18 protein-coding genes and 1 pseudogene are annotated in these 14,767 nt (G+C 37.2%); 2 read left to right on the top strand and 17 right to left on the bottom strand.

The genetic code is table 11. The features are described from left to right. Positions 1 to 359: 359 nt before the first annotated feature. A pseudogene (locus FFM62_RS03960) lies at positions 360 to 1,535 on the top strand (IS256 family transposase). An 859-nt stretch (positions 1,536 to 2,394) separates the two neighbouring features. On the opposite strand, the gene FFM62_RS10280 reads toward FFM62_RS03960, so the two are convergent. The 17 genes from FFM62_RS10280 to FFM62_RS03880 all read right to left on the bottom strand — a co-directional run bounded on the left by FFM62_RS10280 (position 2,395) and on the right by FFM62_RS03880 (position 13,337). Next, positions 2,395 to 2,487 carry a putative holin-like toxin gene (locus FFM62_RS10280; RefSeq protein WP_219843355.1) on the bottom strand — a complete coding sequence of 31 codons (93 nt, stop codon included), beginning with the start codon at positions 2,485 to 2,487 and terminating at the stop codon, positions 2,395 to 2,397. A gap of 195 nt (positions 2,488 to 2,682) precedes the next feature. Then, complete coding sequence (locus tag FFM62_RS03955; RefSeq protein WP_115470852.1) at positions 2,683 to 3,174, bottom strand: hypothetical protein; 492 nt, start codon at positions 3,172 to 3,174, stop codon at positions 2,683 to 2,685. Continuing rightward, positions 3,175 to 4,095 (bottom strand): MobP2 family relaxase, encoded by a 921-nt coding sequence (mobP2, locus tag FFM62_RS03950; protein ID WP_115470851.1) that lies wholly within the window; start codon positions 4,093 to 4,095, stop codon positions 3,175 to 3,177. Then, complete coding sequence (locus FFM62_RS03945; RefSeq protein ID WP_115470850.1) at positions 4,088 to 4,435, bottom strand: hypothetical protein; 348 nt, start codon at positions 4,433 to 4,435, stop codon at positions 4,088 to 4,090. Before FFM62_RS03945 ends, mobP2 begins: the two co-directional genes overlap by 8 nt. After that, positions 4,428 to 4,808: a hypothetical protein gene (locus tag FFM62_RS03940; protein ID WP_115470849.1), complete on the bottom strand. Its 381-nt coding sequence runs from the start codon at positions 4,806 to 4,808 to the stop codon at positions 4,428 to 4,430. The genes FFM62_RS03945 and FFM62_RS03940 overlap by 8 nt, the downstream gene beginning before the upstream one ends. Positions 4,809 to 4,864: 56 nt before the next feature. Next, on the bottom strand, positions 4,865 to 5,107 hold the full coding sequence (locus tag FFM62_RS03935) for a hypothetical protein (protein ID WP_115470848.1): 243 nt from the start codon (positions 5,105 to 5,107) through the stop codon (positions 4,865 to 4,867). Positions 5,108 to 5,109: 2 nt separating this feature from the next. Beyond that, a complete protein-coding gene (locus FFM62_RS03930; protein WP_115470847.1) occupies positions 5,110 to 5,694 on the bottom strand; it encodes a DNA/RNA non-specific endonuclease in 585 nt (194 codons plus the stop codon). An 18-nt stretch (positions 5,695 to 5,712) separates the two neighbouring features. Beyond that, positions 5,713 to 5,895, bottom strand: a complete 183-nt coding sequence (locus FFM62_RS03925; RefSeq protein WP_115470846.1) for a hypothetical protein — start codon at positions 5,893 to 5,895, stop codon at positions 5,713 to 5,715. A gap of 13 nt (positions 5,896 to 5,908) precedes the next feature. Beyond that, entirely contained in the window at positions 5,909 to 6,217 is a 309-nt protein-coding gene (locus FFM62_RS03920) for a hypothetical protein (protein WP_115470845.1), read from the bottom strand. A 309-nt stretch (positions 6,218 to 6,526) separates the two neighbouring features. Then, complete coding sequence (locus FFM62_RS03915) at positions 6,527 to 7,546, bottom strand: hypothetical protein (RefSeq protein WP_115470844.1); 1,020 nt, start codon at positions 7,544 to 7,546, stop codon at positions 6,527 to 6,529. Between the two features lie 9 nt (positions 7,547 to 7,555). Continuing rightward, complete coding sequence (locus tag FFM62_RS03910; RefSeq protein ID WP_115470843.1) at positions 7,556 to 7,987, bottom strand: single-stranded DNA-binding protein; 432 nt, start codon at positions 7,985 to 7,987, stop codon at positions 7,556 to 7,558. Positions 7,988 to 8,010: 23 nt separating this feature from the next. Then, the gene (locus FFM62_RS03905; protein WP_115470842.1) at positions 8,011 to 8,337 is read right to left on the bottom strand and encodes a hypothetical protein; all 327 of its coding nucleotides are present in this window, start codon (positions 8,335 to 8,337) and stop codon (positions 8,011 to 8,013) included. A 20-nt stretch (positions 8,338 to 8,357) separates the two neighbouring features. Continuing rightward, positions 8,358 to 8,585, bottom strand: a complete 228-nt coding sequence (locus FFM62_RS03900) for a hypothetical protein (protein WP_115470841.1) — start codon at positions 8,583 to 8,585, stop codon at positions 8,358 to 8,360. Positions 8,586 to 8,590: 5 nt separating this feature from the next. After that, a complete protein-coding gene (locus tag FFM62_RS03895) occupies positions 8,591 to 8,872 on the bottom strand; it encodes a hypothetical protein (protein WP_115470840.1) in 282 nt (93 codons plus the stop codon). An 849-nt stretch (positions 8,873 to 9,721) separates the two neighbouring features. After that, positions 9,722 to 9,970 carry a helix-turn-helix domain-containing protein gene (locus tag FFM62_RS03890; protein ID WP_115470839.1) on the bottom strand — a complete coding sequence of 83 codons (249 nt, stop codon included), beginning with the start codon at positions 9,968 to 9,970 and terminating at the stop codon, positions 9,722 to 9,724. A gap of 662 nt (positions 9,971 to 10,632) precedes the next feature. After that, positions 10,633 to 11,988 (bottom strand): uracil-xanthine permease family protein, encoded by a 1,356-nt coding sequence (locus FFM62_RS03885; RefSeq protein ID WP_115470838.1) that lies wholly within the window; start codon positions 11,986 to 11,988, stop codon positions 10,633 to 10,635. After that, entirely contained in the window at positions 11,988 to 13,337 is a 1,350-nt protein-coding gene (locus FFM62_RS03880) for an amidohydrolase family protein (RefSeq protein WP_115470837.1), read from the bottom strand. Before FFM62_RS03880 ends, FFM62_RS03885 begins: the two co-directional genes overlap by 1 nt. Before the next feature lie 619 nt (positions 13,338 to 13,956). Here FFM62_RS03880 and FFM62_RS03875 point away from each other — a divergent pair. Then, positions 13,957 to 14,586, top strand: coding sequence for a hypothetical protein (locus FFM62_RS03875; protein ID WP_115470836.1), 630 nt, complete (start codon positions 13,957 to 13,959; stop codon positions 14,584 to 14,586). Positions 14,587 to 14,767: the final 181 nt, after the last annotated feature.

Raw genomic sequence — 14,767 nt, 5'->3', positions numbered from 1 at the left:
TGAGATACGATTGGGATTATAAAAATTGATATACCAACCAATGGCTGCTTGGACTTCTGAGCAACCCAGACTGATGTCGACTATTTAGTGAAACCAAAACAATTTTAATCCAAATAACATAGTATTAGTATTTTCAGAAATAGCTTTTGAATCAAAGCCCTTTCAATCCCTTTAAAAGCCGCTTTAAGACATAATAACTTTGCATAGTCTATTGATACACAAAATCTTAAAAAGCGTCAAATGAGAGCGTAAAATATCTTGTGTAAATGCATAAAAGATTTTTGAATTGTATAGAAATAGGGAATGCCTTCCCTTATGATATTTAGTAATCACAGAAAACATCACAGGAGGCATTCCCCATGAATGAACTTACCACAGAAATTATCGCTGCACTAGCCCAAAAGCAAGATTTGGACGAAGTTTTTCGTCACCACCTAGAAATTGCGATTAACCAACTGCTTCAAACCGAACTGGCAGAGTTTTTAGGTTACGAACGCTACTCATACGCTGGGATTAACACTGGTAATAACCGCAACGGCAGTTATGAGCGCTCGTTTGATACGAAGTACGGCCAACTTAACTTAACCATTCCTCGATATCGCAATGGCCGGTTTGAAAATCATACCTTGCCAGCCTACGGTCGGCACAGTGATAATTTAGAAACAACGGTCATTCAGTTGTATACCAAGGGAATTACCACTGCTGAAATTGCCGAACTCATTGAGAAAATGTACGGTGCTCACTACTCCAAAGCCACGGTTTCCAACATAACTAAAGCCGTCAATGAACAGGTTCAAGCTTTCCAGCAACGTCGACTGGCTTCACAATATGCGGCCATCTTCTTAGATGCCACTTACTTGCCGTTAAAGCGGGATACCGTTCAAAAAGAAGCCGTTCATATTGCGATTGGCATTCGTCCAGATGGTACGAAAGAAGTGCTGAACTACCAAGTGGCGCCAACGGAATCGACTGGAATCTGGACTGAACTGCTGGGAACCTTGATCAAGCAGGGCGTTAAAGATGTGCTGTTGTTTGTGGCCGATGGGTTAGTTGGTTTGGATGAAGGCTTGAATCGGCATTTCCCTAAAACCAAACGACAACGTTGCCTGGTTCATGTTGGGCGGAATCTGGTGAACAAAGTTCGCGTAAAAGACCGCAAGGCCGTGATCAGTGACTTTAAACAAGTTCATCGGGCCGCCAACCGTGAAGCAGCCGAACTGAAACTGAATGAGTTCGCCAACAACTGACATCAGACCTATCCCAAATTAATCAAAGATCTGCTTAAAATGCCGAATTTACTCACTTTCATGGACTTTCCACCAGCTATCCGGCAATCACTATACTCCACTAACCTGATTGAGAACTTTAATAAGCATCTCAAGCGCACCACCCACCACAAAGAACAATTTCCAACGGAAGATTCCCTGGATTGCTTCCTGGTTTCTCAGTTTAATGTTTATAACGAGAAGTCTCTGAAGCGGATCTACCGAGGGTTCAAAGGACTCCAGGACACCTTGGAAGCATCATTAATTTAAGTTAGAGGGCATTTCATTTACACAAGATTCTTGACGCTACCAGAAAATATTGTAAGTGCTAAATAAATATACTACTCATTAAATAACATTCTCATAAAACTTTTTTTACTATTGAATCAATTTGTGACTATATTTTTGTTTTGAAAATTAACAATTGGCACGTTATTCAACAAACCATACTGACTATATCTCTGTGCATGTATAATCTCTCATAATTTTGTTGTTTTCATGACTCAGAACCTTTGGTGTAACATACATGCCACTGTATGCACACATCGCATCGATACTGAGGTTTTTTCTAACGGAGTAACAAAATTACTTAGATTTTAGTAACTGTCCTAGACTGTTCTCTCTACACTCTTTTAGAGGCTCCGAGTTAGCTAATTAACAGCTAACCATGATTGCTATAATTCACAAAATACTTTACAATTATCATATTGAAGATTAGTTAAGTAAATTTGATTTTTGAATAAGGTTGTCGAGACATTATTTTATAGTAATCAATTTTTATATCTAGTTTTCAAAGTACATAATCGACTAGCCACTGGTTGGTCTTTTTTTTTCGTGCTTATTTTCATTTTTTAGGTTTTCTTAATAAATTAAGCCTTTTTGACAAAAATATAAGCACAAGGTATGTTACAGAAGTATTTCAACTTCCATATCAAACCTTATGCTTATTATTCTACAGACTCCGGACACCTTAAAATTTGGGGATTTTTCATAGCTATGGTATAATTTATTTGTAAACAAAAAGCCCCGTGCTACCAACACGAGGCCCAGGTTACTTTAACGGTGACTGATTTTAAAATAATTAAAACCGCCTAACTCGTCAAAGTATGGGGCGGTTTTTTAGTTTGTCTTACTTCTTGTTGTGGTTGTCGATATACGTCAACAACGCCAACAAGAAAGTCGCGAACAATATCACTAAGGACATTGCATCGTGAACAGACATTTCTGGCTGATCCTCCTTTCGTTAGATTCTGGTGTCCATGAATTGCATTCATAGGCATCACCTTCTTCCTAATAGAAAGTCAGCCACCGCCTTTAACCTGTACAACTATTATAACATAAAAGAATGCCACAAGCACTAATATATCAGTGTTTGTGGCACTTTTTGTATTGATTAATAATTTATTTTAGTAAGAACTCATAGATGCCGTGAAAGTGATTCATCACTGACATCCTGACTTTGCTCTGCCATTGTCTCTTGCAACATCCTCTGTACTTGTTGCATTTCTTGCCGACTTTGTTTCGTCATCCGTTTGGCAATCTTATTTAATTTACCTAAGGGGGCCGCTTTATGGTGCTTAGGTTGTGGCGTTTCTGCTGGTTGTTGTTTTTGTTTCGCTTTTTCAAAATTACCATTAGCTTGCTTATGGAACTGATCATCATTTTGATGACTGCCTAGTTTAAACTGTTCGTTAAACTGCCGATAAATACCATTCGCTAATTCTTTACGTAATCGTTGGTCTTGCATCTCTGACCATTTCGCTTGGCCTTGATGTTGTTGCCCGTGTGTTTCAGTCATCATGGCATCCATCTTTTGGGCCGTCGTCTTAAATGCTTGGTAGTCGTCTTTTAATTCATATGTCAATAATTTATCAATTAACGTGTTCATTCGACGATTAGCTGGTGCCATTCAGCTTTTGTCATTCGTCACTAACGTATCAGTGTTACCGACTTTCCAACGTCCTCGTAAATCTTGCGGTAAAATGTCATAAATTTTCTGCAGGTCCGGCGTATATTTATGAGCTTGATCCAGTTTGGTGAGTGAATCTTGCTTAATTTGACCTCGGTAATTACCGACGGCTTCATATACATTTGCCCGTTGCATTTTGGTCGCTTCCGACTCTAGTTCATAACGGAATTTACTTTCAGCTTGATGTTTCGCTTTGAAATCAATGACCCCCTTAGGTCCACCATTTTTGTGCAACATACTAGGGCGGGTTTCAGGTGAAACCTTGGCATACCAAATGTGCATATTTAAGTGATCAGTGTCTTGATGTACTGCGCCAAACCAAACCACATCATCGGGTCCTTCGCCTAAGGGTTGTGGGCCACCTTTTTCGAACAAATCTTTCACGATATGTTGTTCAGCACGTTTCAATTTATCTTGATCTAACTGTTTCGTTTCAGGGTCATACAAGCCATTTTCAACTAACCAATCACCCCGCATCGAGAATGCCATCTCATGTAAAATATTGCCATTTGCCTGTGCTAAATTTAGTGTATCTTCTAGTTTGTCCATTTGCTCATCGGTTATATTTAACGTATCACTATCAAACAACGGGTGTTCATCACCGGTAGCGGAAAAACGGGAACTGTAACCAAAACTATCACTAGCGCTTTGTGCTTGTTCAGCATCGGTCACATCCATTAAAGCTTGGTTATTTTCATCCATTACTTTTGAACTTTTAGCAGCATAAGTGCGTACTAGATTACCAAATTGTTTACCTGCTTTCGTTGCTTGTGCTGCTGTCGTAAAGTGGGTTGGTAATAGTACAGCACCTGTTTTCTTTTCCCCCGTTGCAAAATTCGCAAAGCCCCCTGTTTTAACCATCTGTTTTCACCCCTTGTTGTTGTGCATAAGCTGCTAAACTTTCCTGAACATCAGTTAAAGTGGCAAAATCTGATTCCGGGTAACGGACAACAGCTCGCGTAATACTTTTATGACTTGTTTGATGCAAAATTCTGGCACACGTGTGACTACTTTGTTGATACTGGTTCATTAATAAATGAGAAAATTGCGCAAGCCAATAATTTTTTTGCCGATACTTCTTCTCCGTCTCAACTTCTTGAACCATCATCTTATCTTGAAAGGCAGCTTGACCCGGGTGCAACCAATCTTCTTCATGTAATTTTTCTAAGGCTGCTTGTAAATCAAAATTTTGATTAGTCATGTTTAAACTCCATTCCTTCACCGCGACGGCGCTGACGTTTGTTTGCGAGATCATTTTTACGACGCTTCTGGTAGGCATCATAGTCTTTGGCATACTGACTACTCTCATCAATTTCTGAACGAATATCCGTTTGAATTATTTCATCAATTTGTCGCGTTGGACCAAAGACTTGCATATTTTCTAAGTAATCCATGGCTGCAATAAATGAGGTCATTTCTTTTAAATCGTTCATCTGTAAATTGATTTGATTTAACATTGGATCTGGGTCATTGATTTTATCCATGACTTTTAATAAATCAGCATATGACAGACTATTGTTTTTGGGATTTAAAACCACTTGATTAACGAAAAAAGTTAAGGCAAAGCGATACATCCCACCATTATTATCGCCACTAACCCCGACTTCAGGATGCTGACCTAACCAATCTTTTAATGCATCACGGTACCAGGCTTCTTGTTGACTAGTTTTAACAGCGACTTGTCGACGACGGCTATTTTCTTCGGTGGTTCATGATTCAAAATTTCGGTGACGTTGATCAACCCTCTTAGTTCATCGGAAACTTTTTCATCCAAATCCTCATCGGCATAATTTTTAAATTTTGCTCGTAAATACTTGATACGATTCTGATTTTCCCGCTGCAATTTTTGACGAAATTCACTTAATGTTTGCATAATTATTTCTCCTCATTTTGTTGTAAAGCTGTGCCTGTATAGTAATTAATTTGCCAACCTGGTTGACTGTTGAAAATATAAACATGAAATTTAATCACATCATCACCAATCGATTGACCAGCCATTTCAATACCCCGTGGTACGCGTTCGACGTTTCGATATAATGGGGTCACTTGATAACGAACATAATGCTTTGATGATTGCCGTAAATAAGTTGCAATTTGATTCTCATAAGTTTCCATTGAGGCTTGGTTATCTTCTTCATGAATGGCATTCATTGCATGCGTACCCGTCACTAAATTACGGGCATCATTGTTCAAGCCAGTCAGCTGATAACCAATTAAATGTGACCGATTGTATAAATAAACTTGTTGATTATTTTGCTTAAATTGATAGACATTATACCCCGGTGTTTTCACCGTTAATGCTTTGCGTTTTGTAGTTGGCATTTGCTGTTTGTTCAACAACGCATTGGCTTGTCTAGGTCGTCCTAACCAATCACGATGAGATAATTTTTGCCAGGGTCCTTCGTCCGTTTTTAGATCATTCGTTGTAAAGTTAGGTTGATTATCATTAACTGCAATCACTTGTTGATTTGTAAAATCTTATGTGGCTAATTTTTTCTGTGGGTCCTCTTTTTGCGGTGTCTTAGGTGCAACTGTTGACTGACTAAATTGATTAAAAAGATGATCTAAAATAACATCTCGTTTAACAAAAATTAAGATTGCTACCACTGTCATTACTATCACCATTAATCGACGCAACCATCGTCGCTGGTAACCATACATTTTGTTTCTCCTTTTATTCAAATGTATCGTCGTACATGTACTTAATGAGTTGTCGAATGCTGTTGGTTAGTGCTGTTAGATCATGCGAAATAGCTACTTGTGATTCGGTTGTTGCATGCGTTAACGTATTTAATTGTTTTGTCACATCTTGCAAAGGTTCCAACAAAATTTCGTTAGCATTGGCTTGTTCTAAGTTATTCGCAAAGTTCTCAATCACAATCTGTAACAAAGCATTTCGTGAAATATTATTTCGTTCAGCTTCTTCGTCAATAATTTTCAAAGTATGATCAGATAAGTCTCGCATAGTAATTCGATTTACCATTAAATTAAACCTCCATCGTTAAGTCAAAATTCAAATTTCTTATCGTACCTAAATTAAAGTTCAAGTACATCAATAATAAATAACAGGTTAAGGGTAAATGATGTCACGTTGTTCCATAGTACCGCTGTGCGGGCATTTCTTGTGACGTCACCAGTTTTTAAAAAATACCCCATGAATACCCCGGTGGCTACCCCATAACTACACCTCTAAATACCCCACTGCTACACCTAGGGCTACCCCATAGCTGAACCAACCATTAGGAAAAAAACATTGCGGAATCACTGATTTTTTGCAGCAATTCCGCAAAAGTTATTGCGCTAATTTAGGAACATTCAGTTGCCCATGTTGTTGCCTGGTTTTTTGTTTTTCTAAATGTGTAATTTTGTCTTTTTCACTCTGAATATCAGTCTTGGCATCACTAATATTTTTCTTGAGATCGGTCATTTTTGATTCATAAGACGCAATTGTTTCGTTAGCTTGTGACCGTTCTTTATCAGTCATATCTTCCATTTGTTGACGCGTTACCCGCACGTTTTCAGTTTGCTCTTTAATGGCTACTTGCCACTCTTTAATCGCAGCACGATTTTCTTTAATATTGTGTTCATGTTCTTGAATATTTGTCCTAGTTTGGGCCACAACTAGTTGCTTTTTGCTTAATACCTTACGTTGTTGATTAGTTGGTAATTTATCATCATTGTTAATGATAATTATCGCCAATTGATCACTTGCTTTGGCTTGTTTATTGGCAGCACTTTCGTCATCATTAGCCGCCGTTTTGATACTTTCCGTATCAATTGTTTTGTCTGCAAAACTAACGCGTACATCTTGAAAATTAGTCTTTAATTTCTCAAATTGAACGACCATCGTATTAGGTGAAGTGGCCACAATATGATACTCGGATTGCCCATTTTGAATGTACCGATCACCAGCAAATGACAACTTAAACCGTTTCATATTAATGCCTGTGGTAATCGAATCATCAACGTTCCCGGTGAACTTAAAATGTAATTCTAATAGTCCCGTTTCATCATTAAAAATTTTCTTTGTTAAGGCAACATTAGTGCCTTGATTACCAAACGCCATCTCTTGATTTAATTTGGTTGAAACGGTACTTGACGGCCGTGGCATTACCATAGAATAAATCAAAATAGCCGCAGCTATTCCGAGTAAACTTAGGAAACGTAACGTGACGGTTCTGCGTTGCTGATCGTAGTGATTATATTGCCGATTATCATGCTTAACACGTCTGCGATACCACCAACGACTGAACCAACCAGTACCTTCTTTTAGATGCGGTTTTTCACTATATTTAACTTTGACATGCTGCATGAAAACCTCCTATCTAATTTCTAAATCATCTGCAACTAGGCCGGCTAATCCTTGTAAAACATCTGCCTCTGTTTCGTCATTTGCAGCTGACAGTTCATCATCTGTCACACCAGATTTATCTTGATTATTAGTTGACCAGGGCATGAATGATGTGATCACATTAGTGGTTTGATATTTACGCTGACCGTCGGTCATTTCATAGCGATGACTTTGAATATTAAAATGAACTTCAAGTGGTAGTCCTTGCTTATTGGCATACTGATATAACATATCCGCCGTCTTACCAAACGCCACATAATAAATGAAATCAGTTTGGGATTTCTGACTCAAATACCGTTTAACTGCCAAATCTAAACGCACCATTTTAATGTCTTTTTTCTCACCCACCATTTGCACATTAAATGTTTTTAACAGACGTCCCACATGAATATTTGTTTGCATAATTCTTTCCTCCTCTTATTCCCTTATTCATCAAATAGTATCCGAATAATTGGGTAACTAGCTTGTAACTTATCACTTAAAAACTGTTCTAGATTTTGTTGCGTTTTAGTAACTTGAATGATGTCTTTTTCTGGAATCATTTGCGTACTAGCAACGGGGTTTTCAATCACAAATAGTTGCTTATCTATTGCAGTCACTATCTGTCCATTTAGTATCTCACTTTCATTAACTGAGCTGACAAATTGTCCCACACTACTCAAACCAGTACCGGTTAATGGTCTGGCAAAATAGACTGTTTTTTGTTTGGTCACAACTAACTGCTGGTCAAATAAATCTAATTGCTCCCACATAACCTACCTCCCACAATTACCTAATGATCAGGTCGTACTAATTGACTAAAAGCGACACCAGTTCGATTAATTTCTTGTACCACTTTGACAAATACTTCTGCCTCAATACGGTATATCCAAACAGCTTGTTGATGAATTAATGCTTGCCCTTTTTCAGATAAGATTAGCCGATTCAAACTCGCCATTGATTCAGCACTTAATAAGATATGACGTCGTTGCCAATCTACTGCAATGTACTGGTAATTCATTTCATTCACCTCCACCCACGCACTGTTTCTAACACAATACAATCCTGCAATCTAACCCGCTTTTGCCAATGCTGCATCACATCATCCCAGGCTGCTTTAGACAATCGTCCTAACCAAAAAATCTCTGCCTTTTGTGCTTGCATTGTCAAGACTTGCTTATGTAAATCGGCTTGCTTATCGGCATAAGCTCTAATAGTTGAAAAGGTCTTATCGAAAGCAACATACACATACGCTGTTGGTTGATGCTCCATGCGTTCAATCGTTTTTAATTTATCAATTTCTAACATATTCTTTCTCCGTTCAGTCCGACTTGCTGGACAACAAAACGACATACTTCATGTAGTTAATCATTAATTAGACTGATGCTTAACAACTCATCAACAACGCGTAGCGTTAGTTAGGAGAGTTCGCCCTTGAGCGAGCTATTCCAACAAAACACTAACTGCGATCAGAGTGATCAAAATCACTGTTTTGTCGTCCAATTACAAGAATTGGCACACGTTTAAAGCCAGCACTGCCCAGCTACCATCACAACATCATTTCGAGTTAAACGGTCGAATTATGAACTAAGCACCATGAAGCCATTGTGATTGCCGTGTGACGCCATTTTCAGTACGTCCACCCTGACCTTTTGACGCGTTTGTCTGGTTGTCACCACCAGTGGCTACCAATAAACACCACATTACTTTAAACGTTCGCTACAACGTTCTCTGGCACCTTTCTGACGACGTGTAGTCGATGCGAACCCCTTAATTGCTCATACAAGTTACCACGTCGCATACCGTAACTGCTCTTAGAACCATTTTGGTATAGTCAAAAAACGCTACTATACCCCCTCTGTGGCTCTTAGTAACGTCATGTAATACCAGTCATCATCCTAAGTCGTGAACTCACTTCATTCATGACTTCACAAGGCATAATATATTATGCTATAATGAATTTACATTAGGTTTGGTGCTAAAAAATGGCACACTAAAACCAGCTCATTTTCATCATTTTTTTGAAAATGATACATGTACTTTCTGTTTTAAAAAGTATGCCAGTACTAATCGCAACAGAGGGTAATTTATTTAATTTTCCAAGATCAATAGCTGTTGATAACATCATTCATTTGCGATGTCAGATGTTACCTTCAGTTATTGATCTTTTTGTTTGTCATCATCGTCGTTAAACCAACGGGCAATGACTTCATCCGTTGACATATCAAGGGCTCGTGCAATTAATGCTAAATTTTTAATACGCGGATTTCCCTGATCATACTCAATACGTTGAAAACTTGCATATGGAATATTTGCTACTTTAGCTGCATCACCCATGCGATAATGATGATCTTCACGCCAAGTTTTAACTGCTTGTCCTAAGGTAGCTGCATCTTTATAATTCATTAATTATCACCTCCTATCTTTTTAATATCGATACTAGAAATCCTTACCAAAAAAATTGACCGAACTAAGTCCGGTGACTAGCTATATACTTGATTAAAAATCAGTCTGTCATTATTTTGTAATCAATGTAATAAAAAAACTATACACGTCTCTAAACGCCTTTGTATCAACGTTTATAGTACTGTGTATAGTTAAGAATAAAGTTCATACAACTAGAATTTTATAGGAAATTTCCAATCGCATCAATAATTTGTTGAACGTTTGTATTTTGTTGATTCAACTCAAGGCTTAATAAGCTAATTCAGTACGTTTTTGTATTTTTCCCTAATTTAATCCAACCCATTTAATTTACCCCAAAATTTTGTCACTAATTCTAGTTCATCCTTATACTAACTAAATTCATTAAATCTATATATAGGTGCCCCCAACCCATTTTAAGTATTTAATACCTGATAGCAATAGGCATTCAAAATAGTTTATCTATAAGTTTCCCCACTTACAAAACTATACACAAAAAGCAGCCAAATTCATGAAAAATTCAGCCGCCTAATGTTTAATCTATTCAATTAAATAGCTCTTCTATAAATACAATTTGACGAATATCCAGTTTAGCTTGTCTGCTTTTTTAATTTAATCGAAACTATCTTATCCCCACTCATTTACTATTGTGCACCTTCTGTTTGAACGGTTGTCATAGATTTACGGTTTAAAATTAAATTCAAAACAATTGCTGTAATAGCAGCAACAGCAATTGGTGATCCAATTAAATATTGTAACATCTGTGGCGCAGCTTCCTTAAATTTATCAGGTAGCAGGGCCAAAGACATTGTGACTGAAATTGGGATACCAATAATGTAACTTTGATTACCAGCTGTTTTCAGATCGCCAATGGTGTTTAGTCCGTTTAGCATGATGATAACCAAGACAACGGCTCCGATACCACCAATTACTGGGGATGGAATAGCAGCTAACAAGGCAGCTAACTTACTAAATAACCCTAAGCCCATGAACCAAAAACCAGCGGCAACGAATACTTTACGACTAGCAACACCAGTAATTGCAACAATACCAGCATTAGTTGAATACCCAGTCATGGGTACACTACCAATTAAGACAGAAGCTAAACAACTGATACCCTCACCAATCATACCGTGATTCCATTGTTTGCCCTTAATCTCTTTACCTGTGACCGCACTCATGGCAAACCAAGTACCAGTCGTTTCAGCTGTTAGGACCATGTAAATAATAATAAATGTAATAGTAGCTGATAGATTAAAATTAAGTCCATAGTGGAACATCGTAAACTTTGGAAAACTGAACCAAGCAGCTGAGGATAGGCTACTCCAGTCCATACGGCCCATCATCATTGAAACAATAATACCCACTATCATCGTAATGATAATAGAAGACACTTTTAGAAAACGGTGTAATTTAGTAATATAAGTTCCAATCGTTACAACAACTAATAGTGTTCCCACGGTGATACCGGCTAAAGCGATATTTTCAAAGTCATTTCCAGCAGCATGAAAAATATTACTATTCATCATATTAGGTAAGTTCCCTAACCCAACGCAAGTGATGATAGTCCCACCAACAACCGGCGGCAAAAGATGGTTGATAATCTTTTCGTACCAACCAGATATTCCTAATAATATTAGGAGTAAGGCACCAATCAAACATGAGGTTAAGACAACGGACATCCCGCCGTTGTTCCCACCATTGGCAAAATAAATGCCAACAATGGCACTTGCAGGAACGAACGATGGTCCTTGTGAAAGAGGCATTTTCATAAAGACTGCTGTTTGAATAATTGTTCCAAAACCACAGGCTAGAAAAGCAGCTTGTAGAAATGAAGATGTTTGCGTTGCGCTTAACGCTAGCATACTAGCAATCAATAACGGACCAACATAAGCATCCATCGCTAAGACATGCTGAAGACCTAAAACAGTTGCCTCAGAGGTTGGCAACGTATCATCAGGTCCTAAAATTAACCCATCTGCTTTTTTATCTTCAGCCATTACTTGATTTCCCCTTTAGCAACAAGTCCTTGTGTTAAGACGACATCGATTTCATTAGTAGTTGTTTCGTACATTAACTTTTCAAAACGAGTATAAGGTGTTTGCTCAATAAATTCAGGATACTTTGAATGAACGATTTGTAGATCGGCAAAGGCCCCTTCTTGAACAACTCCCGTATTAAGGTGCAATGTTTTGGCGCCACCAGCAGTTGCTAAGTAGAATGCAGTATCTGCTGTGATACGAGCATCACCAACGCCACGTTTATCAGTCGCAATGCTGTTATCTACGCCATCACTAAGCATTGCTGATGCCATAGCCGCCTGACGTAGTGTTTGGTATATACTTGGTTCATAACCACCACAAATATCCGTTCCTAGACCAACATTAATATCCTTTTCAAGGGCTTTTTTAACAGGTAAAACTGCTGTTCCATGAAATCCATTTGAAACTGGACAGTGAGCAATTGACGTACCACGTTCCTGGAAAAGATCTAAATCAAAATTATTTAGTAGCGTACCATGAGCCATAATGGCTTTATCTGTTAATAAACCAGTCTCATCAAGCATTTCTGAATCGCGTTTGTTGTAGTTATCTAAAGCATAAGCATCTTCCGTGTTATTTTCACTACAATGTGATTGAATCAGTAGATTGTATTTCTTAGCCAATTCTCCAAGACCACGCATACCTTCTAAAGTACATGATGTTAGATAACGTGGTGTGATAACGGCTTGCATTTTAATAAATTGACCTGCGTTCATTTTATCAACAGTGTGGATAAATGCTTCTGTATCAGCTAAAGCACTTTCAGTTGATTCATCATGATAATAATCAGGACATTCGTCAGGATTATCCATAACCACCTTCCCAATTAGACCACGTCGATGGAATTTTTGACATGACTTAACTAATTCAACGTTCCCGGCATTATCAAGTGATCCGAAATACAAAACTGTTGTCGTGCCATTGTCGATTAATGTGTGAACAAGGTTGTCATATACCTTATGTGCAAAGGCAGCATCTGAAAATTTAGCCTCTAATGGAAATGTGTAATTGAAGAACCAATCTTCTTCAAAACTGTTCAACGCTTGGCTAATATTTGGCCATTGTGGTGCATGTACGTGAGTATCAATAAATCCTGGTAGCAGATATTGATCATCTGCTAATGTCCATAAAATATTGTCTGCCTTAGCTTGATCTAAAACATTATGGTATGTTGGATCATCTTGTTGAACAATCTGACCAATTCGTCCTTCATCATTTAGACAAACTAGGCTATTTTCATAAAAAGCAACCTTTTTTGAAGATACAGAAGAATAATAACTACCTTGAATAACTTTCGTAAAATGCATGAATCCACCCACCTCGTTTTTTATTTTCACCAATAACTTAACATTATAAAAAAGATTAGTAAATAAAGTTCACTTTTTTACAAATGTTCATACTTGTTATATTTTATTTTAATTACTATATAATGAAGTGTATATAATGTATTTTGTAATACATTAAATTAAATTTTAATTCATAAAAGCGTTATTTAATTCACAATAATACAACTAATGATAATCACAAAACCAACTGCTATTGTTCGTACTTTATAACATTTAACTGAATATAGCCAACCTAAAAAATATCTGGTATTTGAACAATGTAAATTCATAAAATGACTACTTTTTCATTTTTTCGTACGAATTTTTAAGATAAACTGAAATAATTAATCACCAAAAAATTAGTCAATTGGAAGTTTCTACCAATCATTAAGCTTATCTGCGAGTCATTTCCCCTGTATCATCGGAAAATGATATGATAAAAGTAACTTAAATATTTTGGGGGATCAGCCCCATAAATATCACCTTGAACCTCTCTTTGAATTACATATCGATGCGGCTATATCTACTAAACTACTGCATCCTACTATGATATATGGTTGATAGACGTAAATTTAGCCTTTTTAAGAAAGGATAATTAATAATGATTAGATGGACTAAAAGAAGCAAAAACGGCAGTTTGCAAGAAACGGTTGAAGCCAGCAACATGCAAGAGTTGTTTCAGAAATTGAAAAATGAACCGTTACATAATGGAGATTATCTAATAAGCATTAATGACTTGTACGCCATCGCAGATAACGAATGGTCAGACATAACAGAGTTAAATGGCAAAAAAGATGCAAAGCAAAAATCCGAATTGATTTACTATAAGATTCATGCAATGACTGATTACGAATTAAAAACATTTATCCGTAAATTTGGCGGGCAAGACTCTTATCAAGTATTCGAGGACCTTGACGCTTTGGAAATAGAGAAAAAACTATTGATTCATGACGTAACACATCTCAATGGACGCCATAAGGATATTATCGAAGATATTGAATCAGTTAATAGTTCAGAGGACTTACTAGACATTTCAGATAAATTACGAATTTGGGGAGAAAGTTTACAAAAAATTGCCAATGAGCTAGCTGGTGATATAAGGTTAACTGAGGATCAGCAAAGGGAACGGGATGTTAAAAATCTTCAATTTTATTCAAAATTTGTCCCTTCAAAGGATCTAGACACACCAGAAAAATTAGCCGCGTGGTTAAATGATGATGATTGGGAATAAAATAATTCGGATTGTTCAATGACTGGTAAGTACCATGACTCAGTGAAATAACTAGATTAGGAAGCACTATCACTTCCAACAATAGGATTTAACAAAAATAATTACTTTATTATAGTTAAAAGCCGCCCAACTTATTCAAGTTTAGGGCGGCTTTTAACGGCGTGATATTACATCGTTTCAA

Origin of the sequence: Weissella thailandensis, from assembly GCF_005405465.1 — a bacterium.
Classification (GTDB): domain Bacteria; phylum Bacillota; class Bacilli; order Lactobacillales; family Lactobacillaceae; genus Weissella; species Weissella thailandensis.
The sequence above is the reverse complement of the archived record's forward strand: the minus strand, read 5'-3'. Positions and strand labels throughout refer to the sequence as shown.

Excerpts from the sequence above, each read along its gene's own strand:
- FFM62_RS10280 (WP_219843355.1), bottom strand. The coding sequence starts at position 2,487 with ATGTCTGTTCACGATGCAATGTCCTTAGTGATATTGTTCGCGACTTTC.
- FFM62_RS03955 (WP_115470852.1), bottom strand. The coding sequence starts at position 3,174 with ATGGCACCAGCTAATCGTCGAATGAACACGTTAATTGATAAATTATTG.
- mobP2 (WP_115470851.1), bottom strand. The coding sequence starts at position 4,095 with ATGGTTAAAACAGGGGGCTTTGCGAATTTTGCAACGGGGGAAAAGAAA.
- FFM62_RS03945 (WP_115470850.1), bottom strand. The coding sequence starts at position 4,435 with ATGACTAATCAAAATTTTGATTTACAAGCAGCCTTAGAAAAATTACAT.
- FFM62_RS03940 (WP_115470849.1), bottom strand. The coding sequence starts at position 4,808 with ATGTATCGCTTTGCCTTAACTTTTTTCGTTAATCAAGTGGTTTTAAAT.
- FFM62_RS03935 (WP_115470848.1), bottom strand. The coding sequence starts at position 5,107 with ATGCAAACATTAAGTGAATTTCGTCAAAAATTGCAGCGGGAAAATCAG.
- FFM62_RS03925 (WP_115470846.1), bottom strand. The coding sequence starts at position 5,895 with ATGTATGGTTACCAGCGACGATGGTTGCGTCGATTAATGGTGATAGTA.
- FFM62_RS03920 (WP_115470845.1), bottom strand. The coding sequence starts at position 6,217 with ATGGTAAATCGAATTACTATGCGAGACTTATCTGATCATACTTTGAAA.
- FFM62_RS03915 (WP_115470844.1), bottom strand. The coding sequence starts at position 7,546 with ATGCAGCATGTCAAAGTTAAATATAGTGAAAAACCGCATCTAAAAGAA.
- FFM62_RS03910 (WP_115470843.1), bottom strand. The coding sequence starts at position 7,987 with ATGCAAACAAATATTCATGTGGGACGTCTGTTAAAAACATTTAATGTG.
- FFM62_RS03905 (WP_115470842.1), bottom strand. The coding sequence starts at position 8,337 with ATGTGGGAGCAATTAGATTTATTTGACCAGCAGTTAGTTGTGACCAAA.
- FFM62_RS03900 (WP_115470841.1), bottom strand. The coding sequence starts at position 8,585 with ATGAATTACCAGTACATTGCAGTAGATTGGCAACGACGTCATATCTTA.
- FFM62_RS03895 (WP_115470840.1), bottom strand. The coding sequence starts at position 8,872 with ATGTTAGAAATTGATAAATTAAAAACGATTGAACGCATGGAGCATCAA.
- FFM62_RS03890 (WP_115470839.1), bottom strand. The coding sequence starts at position 9,970 with ATGAATTATAAAGATGCAGCTACCTTAGGACAAGCAGTTAAAACTTGG.
- FFM62_RS03885 (WP_115470838.1), bottom strand. The coding sequence starts at position 11,988 with ATGGCTGAAGATAAAAAAGCAGATGGGTTAATTTTAGGACCTGATGAT.
- FFM62_RS03880 (WP_115470837.1), bottom strand. The coding sequence starts at position 13,337 with ATGCATTTTACGAAAGTTATTCAAGGTAGTTATTATTCTTCTGTATCT.
- FFM62_RS03875 (WP_115470836.1), top strand. The coding sequence starts at position 13,957 with ATGATTAGATGGACTAAAAGAAGCAAAAACGGCAGTTTGCAAGAAACG.